17 protein-coding genes are annotated in these 17719 nt (G+C 64.4%); 14 read left to right on the top strand and 3 right to left on the bottom strand.

Annotation, left to right across the window (positions count from 1 at the left end; translation table 11 throughout):
- The first annotated feature begins 8 nt into the window (after positions 1–8).
- The 10 genes from ACCQ08_RS14310 to dgoD all read left to right on the top strand — a co-directional run bounded on the left by ACCQ08_RS14310 (position 9) and on the right by dgoD (position 10016).
- Positions 9–467 (top strand): carboxymuconolactone decarboxylase family protein, encoded by a 459-nt coding sequence (locus ACCQ08_RS14310; RefSeq protein WP_373450203.1) that lies wholly within the window; start codon positions 9–11, stop codon positions 465–467.
- A gap of 193 nt (positions 468–660) precedes the next feature.
- On the top strand, positions 661–1362 hold the full coding sequence (locus ACCQ08_RS14305; RefSeq protein ID WP_239811738.1) for a FadR/GntR family transcriptional regulator: 702 nt from the start codon (positions 661–663) through the stop codon (positions 1360–1362).
- Positions 1363–1497: 135 nt separating this feature from the next.
- Entirely contained in the window at positions 1498–2268 is a 771-nt protein-coding gene (locus tag ACCQ08_RS14300; RefSeq protein ID WP_239811739.1) for an SDR family oxidoreductase, read from the top strand.
- Between the two features lie 14 nt (positions 2269–2282).
- Positions 2283–3530, top strand: a complete 1248-nt coding sequence (locus ACCQ08_RS14295; RefSeq protein ID WP_373450202.1) for an enolase C-terminal domain-like protein — start codon at positions 2283–2285, stop codon at positions 3528–3530.
- A gap of 65 nt (positions 3531–3595) precedes the next feature.
- Positions 3596–4609: a TRAP transporter substrate-binding protein gene (locus tag ACCQ08_RS14290; protein ID WP_373450201.1), complete on the top strand. Its 1014-nt coding sequence runs from the start codon at positions 3596–3598 to the stop codon at positions 4607–4609.
- Between the two features lie 147 nt (positions 4610–4756).
- Positions 4757–5338 carry a TRAP transporter small permease gene (locus ACCQ08_RS14285; protein WP_373450200.1) on the top strand — a complete coding sequence of 194 codons (582 nt, stop codon included), beginning with the start codon at positions 4757–4759 and terminating at the stop codon, positions 5336–5338.
- The gene (locus tag ACCQ08_RS14280) at positions 5335–6615 is read left to right on the top strand and encodes a TRAP transporter large permease (protein WP_373450199.1); all 1281 of its coding nucleotides are present in this window, start codon (positions 5335–5337) and stop codon (positions 6613–6615) included. Before ACCQ08_RS14285 ends, ACCQ08_RS14280 begins: the two co-directional genes overlap by 4 nt.
- Before the next feature lie 103 nt (positions 6616–6718).
- Positions 6719–7744, top strand: a complete 1026-nt coding sequence (locus tag ACCQ08_RS14275; protein WP_373450198.1) for a DctP family TRAP transporter solute-binding subunit — start codon at positions 6719–6721, stop codon at positions 7742–7744.
- Positions 7745–7781: 37 nt separating this feature from the next.
- Positions 7782–8819 (top strand): L-idonate 5-dehydrogenase, encoded by a 1038-nt coding sequence (locus tag ACCQ08_RS14270; protein WP_373450197.1) that lies wholly within the window; start codon positions 7782–7784, stop codon positions 8817–8819.
- 48 nt (positions 8820–8867) lie between these two features.
- Positions 8868–10016, top strand: a complete 1149-nt coding sequence (gene dgoD, locus ACCQ08_RS14265; protein WP_373450196.1) for a galactonate dehydratase — start codon at positions 8868–8870, stop codon at positions 10014–10016.
- A gap of 60 nt (positions 10017–10076) precedes the next feature.
- Here the strand turns inward: dgoD and ACCQ08_RS14260 are convergent, their stop codons facing one another.
- Complete coding sequence (locus tag ACCQ08_RS14260; protein ID WP_373450195.1) at positions 10077–10814, bottom strand: SDR family oxidoreductase; 738 nt, start codon at positions 10812–10814, stop codon at positions 10077–10079.
- A 131-nt stretch (positions 10815–10945) separates the two neighbouring features.
- Between ACCQ08_RS14260 and ACCQ08_RS14255 the strand changes: the two genes are divergently transcribed.
- Positions 10946–11836, top strand: coding sequence for a LysR substrate-binding domain-containing protein (locus ACCQ08_RS14255; protein WP_373450194.1), 891 nt, complete (start codon positions 10946–10948; stop codon positions 11834–11836).
- 180 nt (positions 11837–12016) lie between these two features.
- The gene (locus ACCQ08_RS14250) at positions 12017–12820 is read left to right on the top strand and encodes a hypothetical protein (protein ID WP_373450193.1); all 804 of its coding nucleotides are present in this window, start codon (positions 12017–12019) and stop codon (positions 12818–12820) included.
- A gap of 98 nt (positions 12821–12918) precedes the next feature.
- Here the strand turns inward: ACCQ08_RS14250 and fusA are convergent, their stop codons facing one another.
- Complete coding sequence (gene fusA, locus ACCQ08_RS14245) at positions 12919–15030, bottom strand: elongation factor G (RefSeq protein WP_230776467.1); 2112 nt, start codon at positions 15028–15030, stop codon at positions 12919–12921.
- 283 nt (positions 15031–15313) lie between these two features.
- On the opposite strand from fusA, the gene ACCQ08_RS14240 reads away from it, so the two are divergent.
- Together ACCQ08_RS14240 and queC are read left to right on the top strand one after the other, a co-directional pair.
- Positions 15314–15658: a helix-turn-helix transcriptional regulator gene (locus ACCQ08_RS14240; RefSeq protein WP_239811750.1), complete on the top strand. Its 345-nt coding sequence runs from the start codon at positions 15314–15316 to the stop codon at positions 15656–15658.
- Positions 15659–15713: 55 nt separating this feature from the next.
- Complete coding sequence (queC, locus tag ACCQ08_RS14235; protein WP_373450192.1) at positions 15714–16415, top strand: 7-cyano-7-deazaguanine synthase QueC; 702 nt, start codon at positions 15714–15716, stop codon at positions 16413–16415.
- A 15-nt stretch (positions 16416–16430) separates the two neighbouring features.
- Here queC and ACCQ08_RS14230 read toward each other — a convergent pair whose 3' ends face one another.
- The gene (locus tag ACCQ08_RS14230; protein WP_239811752.1) at positions 16431–17708 is read right to left on the bottom strand and encodes a glycosyltransferase; all 1278 of its coding nucleotides are present in this window, start codon (positions 17706–17708) and stop codon (positions 16431–16433) included.
- Positions 17709–17719 lie beyond the last annotated feature (11 nt).

Genomic DNA, 17719 nt, shown 5'->3' with positions numbered 1-17719 from the left:
AGTTGCATATGAACTCAAGTCTAGACGCCGCCGCGCTGGCCAAATTTGCAGGCCTGGATTCTCTCGCATCACAAACGGCCGTATGCACCCATGCCCATACCTACCGCAATTTGCTGGGATTTCTGCCGCACCGGGTGGAGTCCCGGCTCAACTTCACCGGAGGGCTGGATTCGCAGATGCTCAACCTGCAAGAGCGCATGCGCAACCATGCCATGACCACCCCGCATATCGATGCCAAGACCATCCAGTTGATGCTGTTTGGCATGCTGCTGATGGATGGCAACGACGCGGCGGAAACCCATGCGATCGCTTCACGCCGTGCCGGCGCCGGCTGGGCCGAGTTGCAGGCGGTCATCAACCTGTGTTTTCTGTTCCGTGGACTGCCCGCTGCCAACCGGGGGGCCGATATTCTGGTGCGTGTGGCTGGCCGCGAGAGCCGGGCAGCAGGGTCCGACGACGCCGTTTAGCACCTTGGAGGTGGTGGCAAGACGCAAGGCGGCACAGGGGCAGCAGGCGTTACTGCCCAACTGCAAAGGTGAGTGCCGCGCTCAGCGGGCTGATGACGGGCATGATCGGACTGGGGTAGCGCCGACACAGAAGTGCTGGCCCCAAGCCCTTTTGTTTTGTATGATGAATGAATCTGCACCACCACCGATTGCCATGTCTTTATCGTCACAGCCCGGCAGCAGTCTGCACCACCAGGTGATGGACAGCCTGGGCCGGCTGATTGCCAGCCCCGAGTATGGGCCAGGGGCCACCTTGCCCAATGAGGAGGAGCTGTGCGAGCGCCTGGGGGTGAGCCGCACTGCCGTGCGCGAGGCGATCAAGGCGCTGAGCGCCAAGGGCATGCTGGAGGCGCGGCCCCGCACCGGTACCCGCGTGCGGCCGCAAGCGCAGTGGAGCCTGTTTGATGCCGATGTGCTGGGCTGGCTCTGCAGCCAGGGGGTGGACCAGCAGCTGGGCCGGCACCTGATGGTAATGCGCGGCATTCTGGAGCCCGCCGCCGCGTCATTGGCCGCGCGCATGCACACCGAGGCGCAGCTGCTCAGCCTGCAGCAGGCCTTCGCCGCGATGGAGGCGGCGACCTCGATCGATGAGTGGGTCGTCGCCGATCTGGCGTTTCACCAGAGCATTCTGCAGGCCACGGGCAACCCCTTGCTGATCTCGCTGGGCGGCATTGTGGCGTCGGCGTTGGAATCCTTGCTCACCGTCAACGCGCAGCAGGCCGGGCAGTTCAACGATGGCTTGCTCATGCATGGCAAGGTGCTGGCGGCCATTGAGCGGCGCAGCGCCGACGATGCGCAGCTGTGGATGCGGGCGTTGCTGGCAGACACGATTGCCCGCTGGGGCGCACCCGCTTAAGGCCTGCCAATCCAGGTATGGCACGGCTGTCACGCAAAGCGCAGGGGCGGCGGAAGTCTAGGGTTTGCTCGGATTCAATCATCATACAAATAAACCGATGATGGCGACTTCTGAAATTCTCCAGGTCGCCATTCCATGTCTCGTTCCCTGTTTGATCTGTCGGGCCGTACAGCGCTGATTACCGGTTCCTCGCGCGGCATTGGGCTGGCGCTGGCCCAGGGCCTGGCGGAATCGGGGGCGACCGTGGTGGTCAACAGCCGCCAGCAGGCTGCGGTGGATGCGGCGGTGGCGCAGTTGCAGGGCATGGGCCTGCAGGCCCAGGGGGCAGCATTCGATGTGGCGGATCAGGCCGCGGTGGAGGCCGCCTTTGCTGCGTGGGATGCCCAGGGCCTGGCGATCGACATCGTCGTCAACAATGCCGGCATCCAGCACCGCCAGCCCTTGCTCGATGTGTCGCTGGAGGACTGGACCCGCGTCATCAACACCAACCTGACGGCCGCCTTTGTGGTGGGCCGCACGGCAGCGCGCCGCATGATCGAGCGCGGCACCGGCGGCAAGATCATCAACATCGGCTCGCTCACCAGCGAGGCGGCACGGGCCACGGTCGCGCCCTATACGGTGGCCAAGGGCGGCATCAAGATGCTCTCCAAGGCGATGGCGGCCGAGTGGGCGATGCATGGCATCCAGGCCAACTCCATCGGCCCGGGTTACATCCTCACCGACATGAACGAGGCGCTGGTCAACAACGTGGCGTTTGACGCCTGGGTCAAGGCCAGCAACCCGACGCAGCGCTGGGGCCGCCCCGATGAGCTGGTGGGCACCGCCATCTACCTGGCCTCGGGCGCCTCCAACTATGTCAACGGCCAGATCATCTATGTGGATGGCGGCTGGCTGGCGGTACTGTAGGCGGGCGTGTCACCATGGCCACCTTGATCACCGACGTCAAAGTCATCGCGACGGCGCCAGAGGGCATCAACCTCCTGGTCGTCAGGATCGAGACCAACCAGCCCGGCCTCTACGGCCTGGGCTGCGCCACCTTTGCCTACCGCCATCTGGCGGTGCAATGCCTGGTGGAGCAATACCTGCGCCCGCTGCTGATCGGCCGCGATGCCAGCCAGATTGAAGAGCTGTGGCAGCTGATGCACCAGAACGCCTACTGGCGCAACGGTCCGATCGAGAACAATGCGATCTCGGGCGTGGACATGGCGCTGTGGGACCTGAAGGGCAAACAGGCCGGCATGCCGCTGTACCAGTTGCTGGGCGGCAAGCTGCGCGAGGGCGTGCCCATCTACCGCCATGCCGATGGGCGCGATCTGGAGGAGCTTTGCGACAACATCCAGAAGTACCGCGAGCAGGGCATCACCCATATCCGCTGTCAAAGCGGTGGTTATGGCGGCGGCGGCTTTGGCGCGGCGCCCGGTACGGCACCGCAAGGCGCTGCTAATGGCATTTACCTCGATGCGCGCAAGTACGTGCGCGAGACGCTGAAGATGTTCGACACCCTCCGCAGCCGCATCGGCTTTGAGGTGGAGCTGTGCCACGATGTGCATGAGCGCCTCAAGCCGACAGACGCGATCCGCTTTGCGCAGGCGCTCGAGCCCTACGAGCTGTTCTTTCTGGAAGACGCGATTGCGCTGGAAGAGGGCGACTGGCTGCGCCAGCTGCGCGACAAGACCAATGTGCCGTTGGCCCAGGGCGAGCTGTTCAACCACCCGTTTGAATGGCGCGGCATCATCGCCGAGCGGCTGATCGACTTCATCCGCGTGCACCTGAGCCAGGTGGGTGGCATCACCCCGGCGCGCAAGCTGCAGCTGTTTGCCGAGCAGTACGGCGTGCGCACGGCCTGGCACGGCCCGGGCGATATGTCGCCGCTGGCGCATGCGGCCAATATCCATATCGACCTGGCCTCGCGCAATTTTGGCGTGCAGGAATGGTCGGGCACCGAGCCGCCTAATTTTGTGATCCAGGCGCTCAAGGGCCCGCGCGATGCCTTGCTGGCCGTGTTCCCCGGTTTGCCCACGTTCCGCAATGGCTATGTCTACGCCAATGAGCTGCCCGGTCTTGGCGTGGACATTGACGAGCGCGAGGCAGCCAAGTACCCCTGCAGCAGCGCCGTCACCACCTGGACGCAGACGCGCCTGAGCGACGGGAGCCTGCAAACCCCCTGATTCCCAGCGTGCCGGGCCAGCGGCGCCGGCTTTTTTCGATTCACAACAAAGACGGAGACAGACAGATGACCCCTCAATTCCAACTGCGCCGCATCCTGCTGGCCACGGTGGCTGCATCGGCCATGGGCGCTGGCACGGCCTATGCCGAAGTCAAGGCACGCATCGGCCACGCGATGCCCGAGAGCCACCCGCAAGCGATGGCGATGAACAAGTTCGCCGAGCTCGCATCGACTTACACCAATGGCAATGTCAAGGTGCAGGCCTACCACAGTGCGGTGCTGGGCAGCGATGAGAAGCAGTTGCAGGCCGTGCAGTCGGGCACCCAGGATCTGTACATCGGCACCTTGGCGCCACTGTCCTCGCGGGTCAAGGAAGTGCAGGTCTGGGATCTGCCGTTCATGTTCCGCAACTCGGCCGAAGTCTATGCAGTGCTTGATGGCGCTTCGTCCAAGAAAATTTTCGAGAAGATCGCACCGGCCAACCTGGTGGGTCTGACCTGGACCGGCATGGGTTTCCGCAATCTGTCCAACAGCAAGCACCGCGTGGCCAAGCCGGAGGATGTGAGCGGGCTCAAGATCCGCGTGATGACCAACCCGGTCGCGCTGGACACCTGGAAGACCCTGGGCGCCAACGCCACGCCGATGGCCTTTGCCGAGGTGTTCCCGGCGCTGGAGATCAAGGCGCTGGACGGCCAGGAGAACCCGCTGCAGCACATGTGGGCCAACAAGATGCAGGAAGTGCAGAAGTACATCACCATCACCAACCACGTGTACACGCCGTCGGCGCTGGTGGCCTCGAAGAAGTTCTGGGACAGCCTCTCGGCCGCCGACAAGGCCGGCGTGCAAAAGGCCGCGACGGAGGCCGGCCTGCTGCAGCGCAAGCTGCTCGATGAAGGCGACAGCCAGGCGATCGATAACTTCAAGAAGGCGGGCGTGACGGTGGACAGCATGCCTGCGGCCGAGCTGGCGCGCATGCAGGACAAGGTCAAGCCAGTGCTGGCCAAGTTCGCACCGCAGATCGGCGATGAGTTCGTCAAGGGCTTCTTTGCCGAAATCGAACAGGCGCGCAAGGCCCAGTAACGGCAGCGGGCCTGCCCGGTGAGGCCGGGCCCGTTTCCCTCGTTTCAACGTTCTGGCAGCGCCCCATCGCGCGGCGCTGCCGGCATCGACCTACAAGCTTCAGGTGGTGGCACGGCACAAGGCCATGCTGCCGGGAAAGGTGTTGCCATGGGCAAGGTACTCAAAATGCTCGCCGACGGGCTGACGCGCGCGCTGGAAATCGTCATGGTGCTGTGCATGCTCGTCATGCTGGTGATGGTGTTCGGCAATGTGATGCTGCGGCTGTTTTTCAATACCGGCATTGATCTGTCGGAAGAGGTGCCGCGCTTTGCCTTTGTGTGGCTGACCTTTCTGGGCGCCATCGTGGGCATGCGCAAGCGCGCCCACCTGGGGGTGGACCTGATGGTGCAGATGATGCCGCTGGCCGGCCGCAGCGTTTGCTGGGGGCTGAGCCAGGCCATCATGCTGCTGTGCTGCATCTACATCGTCTACGGCACCTGGCTGCAGCACGACATCATTGCCGGCAACGCCTCGCCGGTGGCGCAACTGAGCATGCTCTGGGTCTATGGCGTGAGCTACTTCACCGGCGCGGCCATCGGCATCATCTGCCTGTCCAACCTGGTGCGCCTGGTGCTGGGCAGGGTAGCGGATGACGAACTGATCGACGTGCAGGAAGAGGGCATGGATGAGGCGCGCGAAGCCGAGCATGCGATGCAGGCGCAGTCCGGACCTCAGGGAGGCCGCGTATGACCATCTTCATTTTCATCTCGTCGTTGCTGGGGCTGATGGCCCTGGGCATGCCCATTGCGTTTGCGCTGATCGGCTGCGGCCTGGCGCTGATGTACTACATGGGCTTTACCGATCCGCAGATCGTCGTGCAGAACATGTGGGATGGCGCCAACAGCTTCCCGCTGCTGGCCGTGCCGTTCTTCATGCTGGCGGGGGAGTTCATGAACGCCGGCGGCATGACGCGCCGCATCATCCAGATGGCCATGTCCTGGATTGGCCATATCCGTGGCGGCCTGGGCTATGTTGCCGTGGGTGCAGCGGTCATCATGGCATCGCTGTCGGGTTCGGCCGTGGCCGATACCGCCGCGCTCGCTGCGGTGCTGGTGCCAATGATGCGCAAGGCCGGCTATGACGTGAACCGCTCCTGCGGCCTGATTGCCAGCGGCGGCATCATTGCGCCGGTGATTCCGCCATCGATCGCGATGATTCTGTACGGCGTGACCGGCGGCGTTTCCATCACCAAACTGTTCATCGCCGGCATTGTGCCGGGCCTGCTGATGGGGCTGGCGATCTTGCTGGCCTGGCGCTGGTGCATTGGCCGCGACCCGATCGTCACCGAGCCCAAGCGCACGATGGCCGAGCGCCTGAGCGCTACGCGCCAGTCGCTGTGGGCGCTGGTGCTGCCGGTAGTCATCATCGGTGGTCTGAAGTTCGGCTGGTTCACCCCGACCGAGGCTGCCGTCATTGCCGCGATGTACTCGCTGGTCGTGGGCATGTTCATCTACCGCGAGATCAAGATGAACCAGCTGTTCGCGCTGGTCTACCGCGCTGCCGAGACCACCGCCATCATCATGTTCCTGGTGTCGGCTGCCGGTGTGTCGGCCTGGCTCATCACCACGGCCAATATCCCGCAGCAGCTGGCCGCGCTGGTCGAGCCGCTGATGGACAACAAGATGCTGCTGACCTTTGCGCTGATGGTGCTTGTGCTGCTGGTGGGCACGGCGCTGGATTTCACGCCCACGGTGCTGATCATGACGCCCGTGCTGATGCCGGTGCTCAAGCAGGCGGGCATCGACCCGGTCTACTTCGGTGTGCTGTTCATCATGAACAACGCCATTGGCCTCGTCACGCCCCCGGTGGGCACCGTGCTCAATGTCGTCTGTGGGGTCGCCAAGATACCGATGAGCGGTGCCATCAAAGGCGTGATTCCGTTCATGGTCGCCCAGACGATTGTGATGTTCCTGCTGGTCGTGTTCCCGCAGATCGTCATGTGGCCGCTGGAGATGATGAGCCGCTAAGCCCCAACGCTCTACCCTCAAACCTATCCATTGAAGAGCCCTGGGCGCTTGCAAGCCGCAAACGCCAAGGGCGAGCTTTGCCCAAAAAGACAAGGAGCCGACCATGACACTGATCCAACGCCGAAGCCTCGTTGCAGGCCTTGCCTTCGCCACCTTGGCGGCGCTGGGCCTGGCGCCCGCGCAAGCCCAGGAGGGCAAGCGTGCACGCCTGGGCCATTCCTTTGCCGACTCGCACCCCCGCGCCATCGCAATGAAGCAGTTTGCCGCCGATGTGGCCAAGGCGACCGATGGCAAGGTGCTGATCGATGTGTACAGCAGCGCCACCCTGGGCAGCGAAGACAAGATGCTGATTGCGGTGCAAAGCGGCACGCAGGACCTGTACATGGGCGCGCTCTCGCCCATCGCCGCGCGCAAGAAGGCGCTGCAGATTTTTGATTTTCCGTTTCTGTTTGCCAGCGACGCCGAGGCCGCCCATGTGCTCGATGGCCCCATCGGCCGCCAGATGCTGGACGGCATTGCCGACATGAAGATGCGCGGCCTGGTCTGGGCGGGCGGCGCCTTCCGCAATATGTCCAACAGCAAGCGCCCGCTGGCCTCGTTGGCGGACATGAAAGGTCTGCGCGTGCGCGTCATGCAAAGCCCGATGGCGCTGGCCAGCTTCAATGCCATGGGCATGAATGCCGTGCCCATGGCCTTCTCCGAGGTCTACCCGGCGCTGGAGATCAAGGCGCTGGACGGCTATGAGCACCCGGTGGTCGACATGTATGCCAACAAGATGTATGAGGTGCAGAAATACCTGACCATCACCAACCACGTCTACACGCCGGTGGCCTTGATTGCGTCGGACAAATGGTGGTCGGCCTTGACGCCTGCGCAGCAGCAGGCGGTGCAGCAGTCCGCAGAGAAGGCCCGCAGCCTGCAGCGCAGCGAAGAGCTGCGCCAGGCCGGCGAGGTGGTCGCCCAGCTCAGGTCGCATGGCATGCAGGTGGGCGAGATGCCGCCGGCCGAGCTGGAGAAGATCCGCGCGGCGGTGCAGCCGGTGATCGACAAGAACCAGGCGACGGTGGGCCCGGAGTTTGCCCAGTCGTTTTATGCGGCGCTGGCCAGCTACCGCAACAGCAAACGCTGAGACCTTCTCTCATTCAAGCCAACGAGGAACTTCTGACATGGAAGCGCTTGTAATCCACGCACCCGGCGATCTGCGGGTGCAATCCGTCCCCACGCCTGCGCCCGGGCCTGGCCAATTGCAGGTGCGGGTGCGCTGCGGCGGCATCTGCGGCTCTGACCTGCATTACTACCAGCACGGCGGTTTTGGCACCGTTCGCATCCAGGAGCCGATGGTGCTGGGCCATGAGGTCTCGGGCGTCATCGAAGCGGTGGGTGCTGGTGTGACGGGCTTCGCTGCGGGCCAGCGCATTGCAGTCAGCCCCAGCTGGCCTTGCGGCCAGTGCCGCTTTTGCCAGATGGGCCTGCACAACCACTGCCTGGACATGCGCTACTACGGCAGCGCCATGCGCACCCCCCATGTGCAAGGGGCGTTCCGCCAGCAGATCGTCATCGAGGCGCACCAGGCCCATCTGCTGGCCCCCCAGGTGAGCGATGCCGAGGGCGCGATGGCCGAGCCGCTCGCCGTGGCCCTGCATGGCGTGCAACGGGCCGGCCCGCTGCTGGGCCGCATGGTGCTGGTGACCGGATGCGGGCCGATTGGCGCACTGGCCATCATTGCGGCACGCCGCGCAGGGGCCGAGCACATTGTGGCCACCGACATGAGCGCGCACCCGTTGGCCAAGGCCTTGCAGGTGGGCGCCGATGAGGTCGTGCATGTGGGCGAATCGCCCGATGGCCTGGCGCGTTACGCGGCCGACAAGGGCCAGTTCGATGTGCTGTTCGAGGCCAGTGGCAACCCGCACGCGTTGCGCGGGGCCTTCGATGTGCTGCGCCCGCGCGCCACCATCGTGCAGCTGGGCCTGGCCGCTGCCGAGATGAGCTTGCCGATCAACATGCTGGTGGCCAAGGAGTTCGACTGGCGTGGCTCCTTCCGCTTCCATCAGGAGTTCGCCACTGCCGTGGCGCTGCTCAACAAGGGCCTGGTCGATGTGAAGCCGCTGATATCGGCCACCTTGTCCTACCGCGATTCAGCCCGCGCCTTTGCGCTGGCGGCCGACCGCTCGCAGGCGATGAAGGTGCTGCTGGACTTCGAATGAGCTCCCGCCGCATCCGCTGATCCCCACCCATTCTTCTTCTTTCTTCCCATGAAAATCGTCAAGCTCACCACCTTTATCGTGCCCCCGCGCTGGTGCTTTCTCAAGATCGACACCGACGAAGGTGTCGTCGGCTGGGGCGAGCCGGTCGTCGAAGGCCGTGCCCACACCGTAGCCGCTGCGGTTGAGGAGCTGTCCGACTACCTGGTGGGCCGCGACCCGCGCAATGTGCAGGACCTGTGGAATGTGATGTACCGCGCCGGCTTCTACCGGGGCGGCCCGGTGATGATGAGCGCCATCGCCGGAGTGGATCAGGCGCTGTGGGACATCAAGGGCAAGGCGCTGGGTGTGCCCGTGCATGGGCTGCTGGGCGGCAAGGTGCGTGACCGCATCCGCGTCTACTCCTGGATAGGGGGTGATCGCCCGGCAGACACGGCGGCCCAGGCGCAAGCGGCGGTGGCGCGCGGCTTTACCGCCGTGAAGATGAACGGCACCGAAGAGATGCAGTACATCGACAGCCACGCCAAGGTGGAGCAGGCCGTCGCCAATGTGGCGATGATCCGCGAATCGGTGGGCAAGCACATCGGCATTGGTGTGGACTTTCACGGCCGGGTGCACAAGCCCATGGCCAAGGTGCTGATGCGCGAGCTGCGCGATTTCAACCTGATGTTCATCGAGGAGCCGGTGCTCAGCGAGCACCTGGAGGTGATCCCCGAGCTGGCCGCCATCGGCGCTGCACCCATCGCGTTGGGTGAGCGCCTCTACTCGCGCTGGGATTTCAAGCGCGTGTTTGCGCAGGGCGGTGTCGACATCATCCAGCCCGACCCCTCGCACGCGGGCGGCATCACCGAGACCTGCAAGATCGCCGCGATGGCCGAGGCCTACGATATTGCCGTTGCCCTGCATTGCCCGCTAGGCCCGATTGCGTTGGCTGCCAACCTGCAGATCGATGCGGTCTGCTACAACGCCTTCATCCAGGAGCAAAGCCTGGGCATCCACTACAACCAGGGCAATGACCTGCTCGACTATGTGCACAACCGCGATGCCTTTGACTACCAGGACGGCTATGTGGCGATGCCCGGCGGCCCCGGCCTGGGCATCGAGGTGAACGAGGCCTATGTGGTGGAGCGCGCCAACGAAGGCCACCGCTGGCGCAACCCGGTCTGGCGCCATGCGGATGGCAGTGTGGCGGAGTGGTGATCTGCGCTGCCCCAGCCACGGGCGTGCTGACCGGCCGGCAGTGAGAGCTGGCGCTGGGGCTTAAGCAATACCGCCATTGGCGCGCAGCACCTGGCCGTTGATCCAGCCGGCGTTCTTGCTGGCCAGAAATGCGACCACGGCGGCGATGTCTTCGGGCTCGCCCAGGCGCTCCAGCGGGGGCATCTTGGCAAAGTGTTCGATCTGCGCTTCGCTCTTGCCGGCAAAGAACAGCTCGGTCGCGACCGGTCCCGGGGCCACCGCGTTGACGGTGATCTGGCGGCCGCGCAGCTCTTTGGCAAACACGCGGGTAAAAGCCTCTACCGCTGCCTTGCTGCCGTTGTAGATGGCGTAGCCGGGCATGTTCAGCGCCAGTGCGGTGGTCGAGAGGTTGATGATGCGCCCGCCGTCGTTGAGGCGCGTGGCTGCCTCGCGCAGGGTGTTGAACACGCCCTGGGTGTTGATTGCAAAGGTTTTGGCAAACAGCGCGTCGCTGGTTTCGGCCAGGTGGCTGGTGGTCAGCACGCCGGCGTTGTTGACGAGCACATCAATCTTGCCCAGTTGCTGCTCGACGGCGCCGAACATGGCCTGGACCTGCTCTGCCTGCGAGATATCGGCACGGATGGCCATCGCCTGGCCACCTTCTTGCACCAGCGCCTGGGCCAGTGCCTCGGCCTCTTGCGCGTTGCTGGCGTAGTTGATGGCGATGGCATGGCCCTCTTGGGCCAGGCGGCGGGCAATGGTGGCGCCGATGCCGCGCGATGCGCCAGTGATCAGGGCGATGGATGTGGGCTTGGTCATGTCTGTTTTCCTGTCGTTGATGGAATGGCTGGATTTTTCACTATTCCATTCAAAAGATCATTGCCCTGATTTGAATTTTATAATTCGGTTTACTTTAATAATTACCGGACGCTGCAGCGTCCCTTTGGCCCATGGACCGCTTTCAGGAGATGCAGGTATTTGTGCGTGTGGCGGACCGCAGCAGCTTTGCGCAGGCGTCGGACGACTTGCAGATTCCGCGCGCCACGGTGACCAATCTGGTCCAGCGGCTGGAGGCCCGCGTGGGCGCGCGCCTGCTGGACCGCACCACGCGCCAGGTGCGTTTGACGCCCGAGGGCGAGGATTATTACCGCCGCTGCACCCGGCTGCTGGCCGATCTGCAGGAAGCGGAAAGCGCCTTTCGCCACGCGCCGCCGCAGGGCTTGCTGCGGGTCAACCTGCAGGGCACGTTGGCGCGCTACTTTGTGATGCCCCACCTGGGTGACTTTGCCAACCGCTACCCCGAGGTGCAGCTGCACATGGCCGAAGACGACCGGTTGGTGGATCTGGTGCGCGAAGGGGTGGACTGCGTGCTGCGCGCTGGCAGCCTGCAAAGCTCATCGCTGATCGGGCGCCAGGTTGCGTCGCTGCGCCAAGTGACCGTGGTCAGCCGTGGCTATGCCAAGCGCCATGGCCTGCCTGCGTCGCTGGATGAACTGCCCCAGCATGCCGCCGTGGCCTATGTCTCCAGCGCCACGGGCCGGCCGGTGGCACTGGAGTTTTGTGTGGGCAAGCAGGTGGTGGAGCGGCGCCTCAAGCCCAGCATCACCGTCAACGGCGCTGACCTGTACACCGGTGCTGCGATGGCGGGCCTGGGGATGGTGCAGGTGCCGCGCTACCGCATTGCGCGGGCGCTGGAAGAGGGCGAGCTGCTGGAGGTGCTGCCCGAGCTGCCTCCGCCGCCCATGCCGGTGTCGGTGCTCCATCCCTACAGCCGCAAGCCTTCGGCACGGGTACGGGTGTTCATCGACTGGCTGGCAGAGCGCTTTGCGCATGTAGGTTAGCGGGGGCGGCGACCGGCGAACCGGCGAACCGGCGAACCGGCGGGGGGTGGCGGGGTGGCCGGGCTCTGCCATCGCTGTGCATGGCCGCCGATCCGTGCGATGATTTGTTCGATCTATAAGTAGTTTTATTAATCAAACAAACTGCCCTGGCCTCCCGCTCTGGCAGATGGAGGGATAGCGATGCCAGGGTCTTCCACCTTGCACCCCCGGGTGCTCCTGTGTGCGAATGCGAGGCGCCTTGCAGCGCTGGCCGCCATCGCAGGCCTGCCGTTGGCCGCTGTGGCGCAGCAGCTGCCTGCACCGGCAGAGGAGGGCGCCACCGGCACCTGGGCTGTTCAGCTCACACCTTATGTCTGGGCCAGTGGGGTGGGCGGTGATCTGCGGCCCTTGCGAGGCGGCAGTGTGGTGTCGATGGACAAGTCGTTTTCCGACGTAATGAAGGACCTGGATGCCGCATTCTTTTTGACCGGCTATGCCCGCAAGGACCGCCTGGTGCTGCTGGGCGACATCAGCTATTCGTCCAGTTCGCGCTCGGGCAAGCTGCCGCTTGGTCTGCCGGCATCGGGCAGCTTCCGCCAGGCCTCCGCCACCTTGGCTGCGGGCTACCGTGCGGTCTCCAACGCCGATATCAACCTGGATCTGCTGGCGGGCCTGCGCGCCTGGAGCGTCAAGGCCTCGGTCGATGTGGCGGGCGGCCTGGTGCAGGCCTCGCCCGAGAAGCGGTTTGTCGACCCTGTCCTTGGCCTGCGCGCCCATATCCCCATTGCGCCGCGCTGGTCGGCTATTGCCTATGGCGATGTGGGTGGCTTTGGCCTAGGGTCGCGGGCCACGCACCAGGTCGCTGCCACCGTCAACTACCAGTGGAGCGAGCAGGCCTTTGTCTCGCTGGGCTACCGGGTGCTGACCCTGGACTACCGCCGGGGCGGCACGCGCATCGATGTGACGATGGCCGGGCCTTTGCTGGGTGCCACCTGGCGCTTTTGAGGACGGCGCATAAAAAACAGGCACATCGCTTTGGGGGCGATGTGCCTGCTGACTTGCTTGCCTATGGACTGAGTGGCCTGCTAAAGCAGGCCCAGGCCTTATCGGTTCGACCGGGTCGCAATGCCCGCCACCACATGGGCAGGCGCTTCGGTGTAGCGCTTGAACTCCATCGTGTAGGTGGCGCGGCCCTGCGTCATCGAGCGCAGCTGCGTGGCATAGCCAAACATCTCGGACAACGGAACCTCGGCCTTGATGCTCTTGCCGCCACCGGCAATGTCGTCCATGCCTTGCACCATGCCCCGGCGCGACGACAGGTCGCCCATCACGGTGCCGGCATAGTCTTCCGGCGTTTCCACCTCGACCGCCATCATCGGCTCCAGGATGACCGGGTTGGCCTTCTTCATGCCTTCCTTGAAGCCAAAGATGGCCGCCATCTTGAAGGCCTGCTCGGACGAGTCCACATCGTGGTACGAACCAAAGGTCAGGCGCACGCGCACATCCACCACCGGGTAGCCGGCCAGCACGCCGGTCGTCAGTGCCTCGCGCACCCCCTTCTCCACGGCGGGGATGTACTCGCGTGGCACCACACCGCCCTTGATTTCGTCGACAAACGCAAAGCCTTCGCCGGACTCCATCGGCTCCAGGGTAAAGACCACATGGCCATACTGGCCCTTGCCGCCCGACTGGCGCACGAACTTGCCGTCCACATCCTTGACCGTATTGCGGATGGTTTCGCGGTAGGCCACCTGGGGCTTGCCCACATTGGCTTCCACGTTGAACTCCCGCTTCATCCGGTCCACGATGATCTCCAGATGCAGCTCGCCCATGCCGGCGATGATGGTCTGGCCCGATTCCTCATCGGTGCGCACGCGGAAAGAGGGGTCCTCGGCGGCCAGGCGCGACAGGGCGATGCCCATCTTTTCCTGGTCGGCCTTGGTCTTGGGCTCGATCGCTTGCGCAATGACGGGCTCAGGGAAGGACATGCGCTCCAGGATGATCGGCGCGCTCGGGTCGCTCAGGGTCTCACCGGTCGTCACCTCTTTGAGGCCCACACAGGCGGCAATGTCGCCGGCGCGAATCTCATCGATTTCCTGGCGCTCATTGGCATGCATCTGCACGATGCGGCCAATGCGCTCCTTGCGGCCACGGATCGGGTTGTAGACCAGGTCGCCCTTGCTGAGCACGCCCGAGTAGACGCGCACAAAAGTCAGCTGGCCCACAAACGGGTCGGTCATCAGCTTGAAGGCGAGGGCAGAGAACTTCTCGCCATCGTCGGCGCGGCGCGTCAGCACCGTGCTGTCGTTCTCGTCTTCACTGTGGCCAGTCACCGCAGGCACATCCAGCGGCGACGGCATGAGCTCGACCACGGCGTCCAGCAGGCGCTGCACACCCTTGTTCTTGAAGGCCGAGCCACACAGCATGGGCTGGATCTCCGTCGCAATCGTGCGCAGGCGCAATCCGGCAATGATGTCGGCCTCAGGCAGGTCACCGTCGTTCAGGTACTTGTCGGTCAGCGCTTCGCTGGCTTCGGCCGCGGCTTCCACCATCTTGGTGCGCCATTCCTGCGCAGAGGCCTGCAGCTCGGCGGGGATGTCCCGGTACTCGAACTTCATGCCCTGCGAGGCCTCGTCCCAGATGATGGCCTTCATCTTGATCAGGTCGATCACGCCGGAGAACTCGGCCTCGGCGCCAATCGGAATCACGATGGGCACGGGGTTGGCCTTCAAGCGGTCCACCATCATCTGGCGCACGCGGAAGAAGTCCGCACCAATGCGGTCCATCTTGTTGACGAAGGCCAGGCGTGGCACCTTGTACTTGTTGGCCTGGCGCCAGACGGTTTCGGACTGCGGCTGCACGCCGCCCACCGAGTCATAGACCATCACGGCGCCGTCGAGCACGCGCATGGAGCGCTCGACCTCGATCGTGAAGTCCACGTGACCGGGGGTGTCGATGATGTTGATGCGGTGCGCCGGGAAGTTGCGTTCCATGCCCGACCAGAAGGCCGTTGTCGCGGCCGAGGTGATCGTTATGCCGCGCTCTTGCTCCTGGGCCATCCAGTCCATCGTGGCGGCGCCATCATGCACCTCGCCCAGCTTGTGGCTCACCCCGGTATAGAACAGGATGCGCTCGGTCGTCGTGGTTTTTCCGGCATCGATGTGCGCAGAGATGCCGATGTTGCGATAGCGTTCTATGGGGGTATGGCGGGCCATGTTGACCTCCTTGGGTCGGTATATCAGCTGGATTCAGCTGCATGTTACAGCCCTGTGCGCTCCCACTTTGCGACATCCGGTGCCTTCAGGACAGCACCGGCACAGGGCCAGAAAAGAGCGATATTAATAGTACGATGACAATCGTACTGTCGTCATGGGTATTGGCGGTTTGGGGACAATAGCGCCCATCGGGCTGTCAGCCCTGCTGACCCAGGCAGAATGACGGCCTTTTACCCGGCCCGACGGGTCGATCGATGCGCGCCTCCGTGGCGCATGGACTCCGATGATTCCTCACCACCCTGAATCTGCGCAGATTCATCTGGAAAATGTGCTCACCGCGCTGGGCAACCCCACCCGGCTGGCAGTGGTGCGCGTGCTGGCCGATGGCCAGGAGCGCAGCTGCACGGCGCTGCTGCGCGACCAGACCAAATCCACGATGACGCACCACTGGCGCGTGCTGCGCAGCAGCGGCGTGATCTGGCAGCGCCCTGCGGGGCGCGAGAACCTGTTGTCGCTGCGGCGCGAAGACCTCGATGCACGCTTTCCCGGACTGCTCGACGCGATACTGTCGGCCACGCGCAGCGATGCGCTGACCGATGCCAGCACGGCCTGGGGTGAGCGCAGCTGAGCCATTGCCCATACAAGCCCGGTTTTTAGATTTTTGATGGATGGAGAAGCGCAGCATGCAAGACGCCAAGGCGCTGGTACTTTTTTCGGGTGGACAGGATTCCACCGTCTGCCTGGCTTGGGCATTGAGCCGTTATGCCCATGTGGAAACGATTGGCTTCGACTACGGCCAGAACCACCGGGTGGAGCTGGAATGCCGCAGCACGGTGCTGGCTCACTTGCGCGCGCAGTTCCCGCACTGGGCGGCAAAGCTGGGGGATGACCACCTGCTGAACATCGATGTGCTCGGCCAGATCAGCGATACGGCGCTGACCACGGATGCCGCACTGGCCTACCAGGCCGATGGCCTGCCCAATACCTTTGTGCCGGCGCGCAACCTGGTCTTTTTGACCCTGGCCTCTGCGGTGGCCTACCGCCGCCAGTGCACGGTGCTGGTGGGCGGCATGTGCGAGACCGATTTCTCCGGTTACCCCGACTGCCGCGACAACACGATGAAAGCCATGCAGGTGGCGCTGAGCCTGGGCCTGGGCCGGCAGCTGGTGGTGGAGACGCCGCTGATGTGGATCGACAAGGCCGCGACCTGGCAGCTGGCGCAGGACCTGGGCGGCGACGCCTTGACGGCCCTGGTGCAGGAAGACACCCACACTTGCTACAAGGGCGACCGCAGCGAGCGCCATGACTGGGGCTATGGCTGTGGCGAATGCCCGGCCTGTGCGTTGCGCGCCCAGGGTTTCGCTAGGTGGACACAGGGCGCCTAGGTCCTCCATGCCGCCCTAGCGCGGCGCCACCAGCGGCGCCTTGCGGTTGGCCATCGCCCGCTGAAACAGCGCCATAAAGCGGGGCGCCACCTTGGCGATATGGTAGGCCTTGCCGGTCTCCAGCGCAGCCTGGGCATAGCGCTGGCGCCGGGCCGGGTCGTTGCGCAGCTGCCGTATCGCGTCGATCCAGTCGTCGTCGTTGTCGGGCAGCAAGAGGCCGTTGACGTTGTGGGCAATCAGCTCGGGCGCAAAGCCCCAGTTGGAGCCAATCACGCAGCCGCCGCGCGCCAGGATCTCCATCAGGCCCCAGTTGGCCACGCCATAGCGCAGTGGGTAGAGGAAGAGATCAACCTCGGCCAGCAGCGCCGAGAACTGGCCATAGGGCAGGTGGCCGGGGAACTCGATCACATCGGCTGCCGGGTAGACCTTGAGCAGATGGTCGCGAAAGCTCTCCACCTTGCCGCCGTAGCGCCGCTCCACCCATTGCTGCTCATAGCCGTAGGTGGAGGCCTTGGCATCGCCGATGGCGATGAAGCGGGTGTTCTGGCCATCGCCTTCGCGCACCATGCGGTCCACCAGCCGGATATAGGTCTCCAAGCCCTTGGCACTGGACAGATCCCGCGCCGAGAAGGCGATCGTGAAAGGCTTGTCGGCACGGCCTGCCCCATCCGCTGCTTCGCTGGCCGCGCCCCAATTGCGCAGCGGCGGCTGGATGTCAAAGCCTTCGAACTGCACCGCAATGCGGTCCTGCAGCAGCGCCGGGAACATCGAGCGCGCATAGGCGCTGGGCACGATGGTCAGGTCGCTGCACAGCACTTGGTGAAAGCTCAGCATCTCGGTGTTGCGGTCGCCCAGGCGCTGCGCCTGGTCGGGCGGGTAGGCGGCATCCCAGCCGTGGGCCAGGTAGCTGGGAAACTCGATGTAGCTGATGATGGCGGCGTCCAGCTCGCCATACAGCCAGTTGGGCGCGCCCCACAGCGAATGGGCGACCACCACATCGATCTTGCGGCCTTGCGCGGCCTCGAAGTCTTCCAGCGCCTTGAGCACGCCCCGGCAGATGCGCGCCGAGCGCTCGACCTTGTCCGAGTAGTAGTAGCTCTGGGGGCCGACGATCAGTCCATCGGGCTGGAAGGACAGCAGGTGGTCGCAGTGCTTCTCATGGTTGGCCTTGTGGCCGGGCGTGGTCATGAACCACGCATCGGCCAGGCCCTGGGCCCGCAGGTAGCTGCACAGCAGGCTGTACTGGCTCGGGTACACCGCGCCTACAAAAACGATCAGGGGTTTGTCTGTCATGGTCGGCAAAG

The sequence above is a fragment of the Comamonas sp. SY3 genome, from assembly GCF_041730275.1.
In the GTDB taxonomy this organism is placed as follows: domain Bacteria; phylum Pseudomonadota; class Gammaproteobacteria; order Burkholderiales; family Burkholderiaceae_C; genus Comamonas; species Comamonas sediminis.
This window is presented reverse-complemented; position numbering and strand designations above follow the sequence as displayed.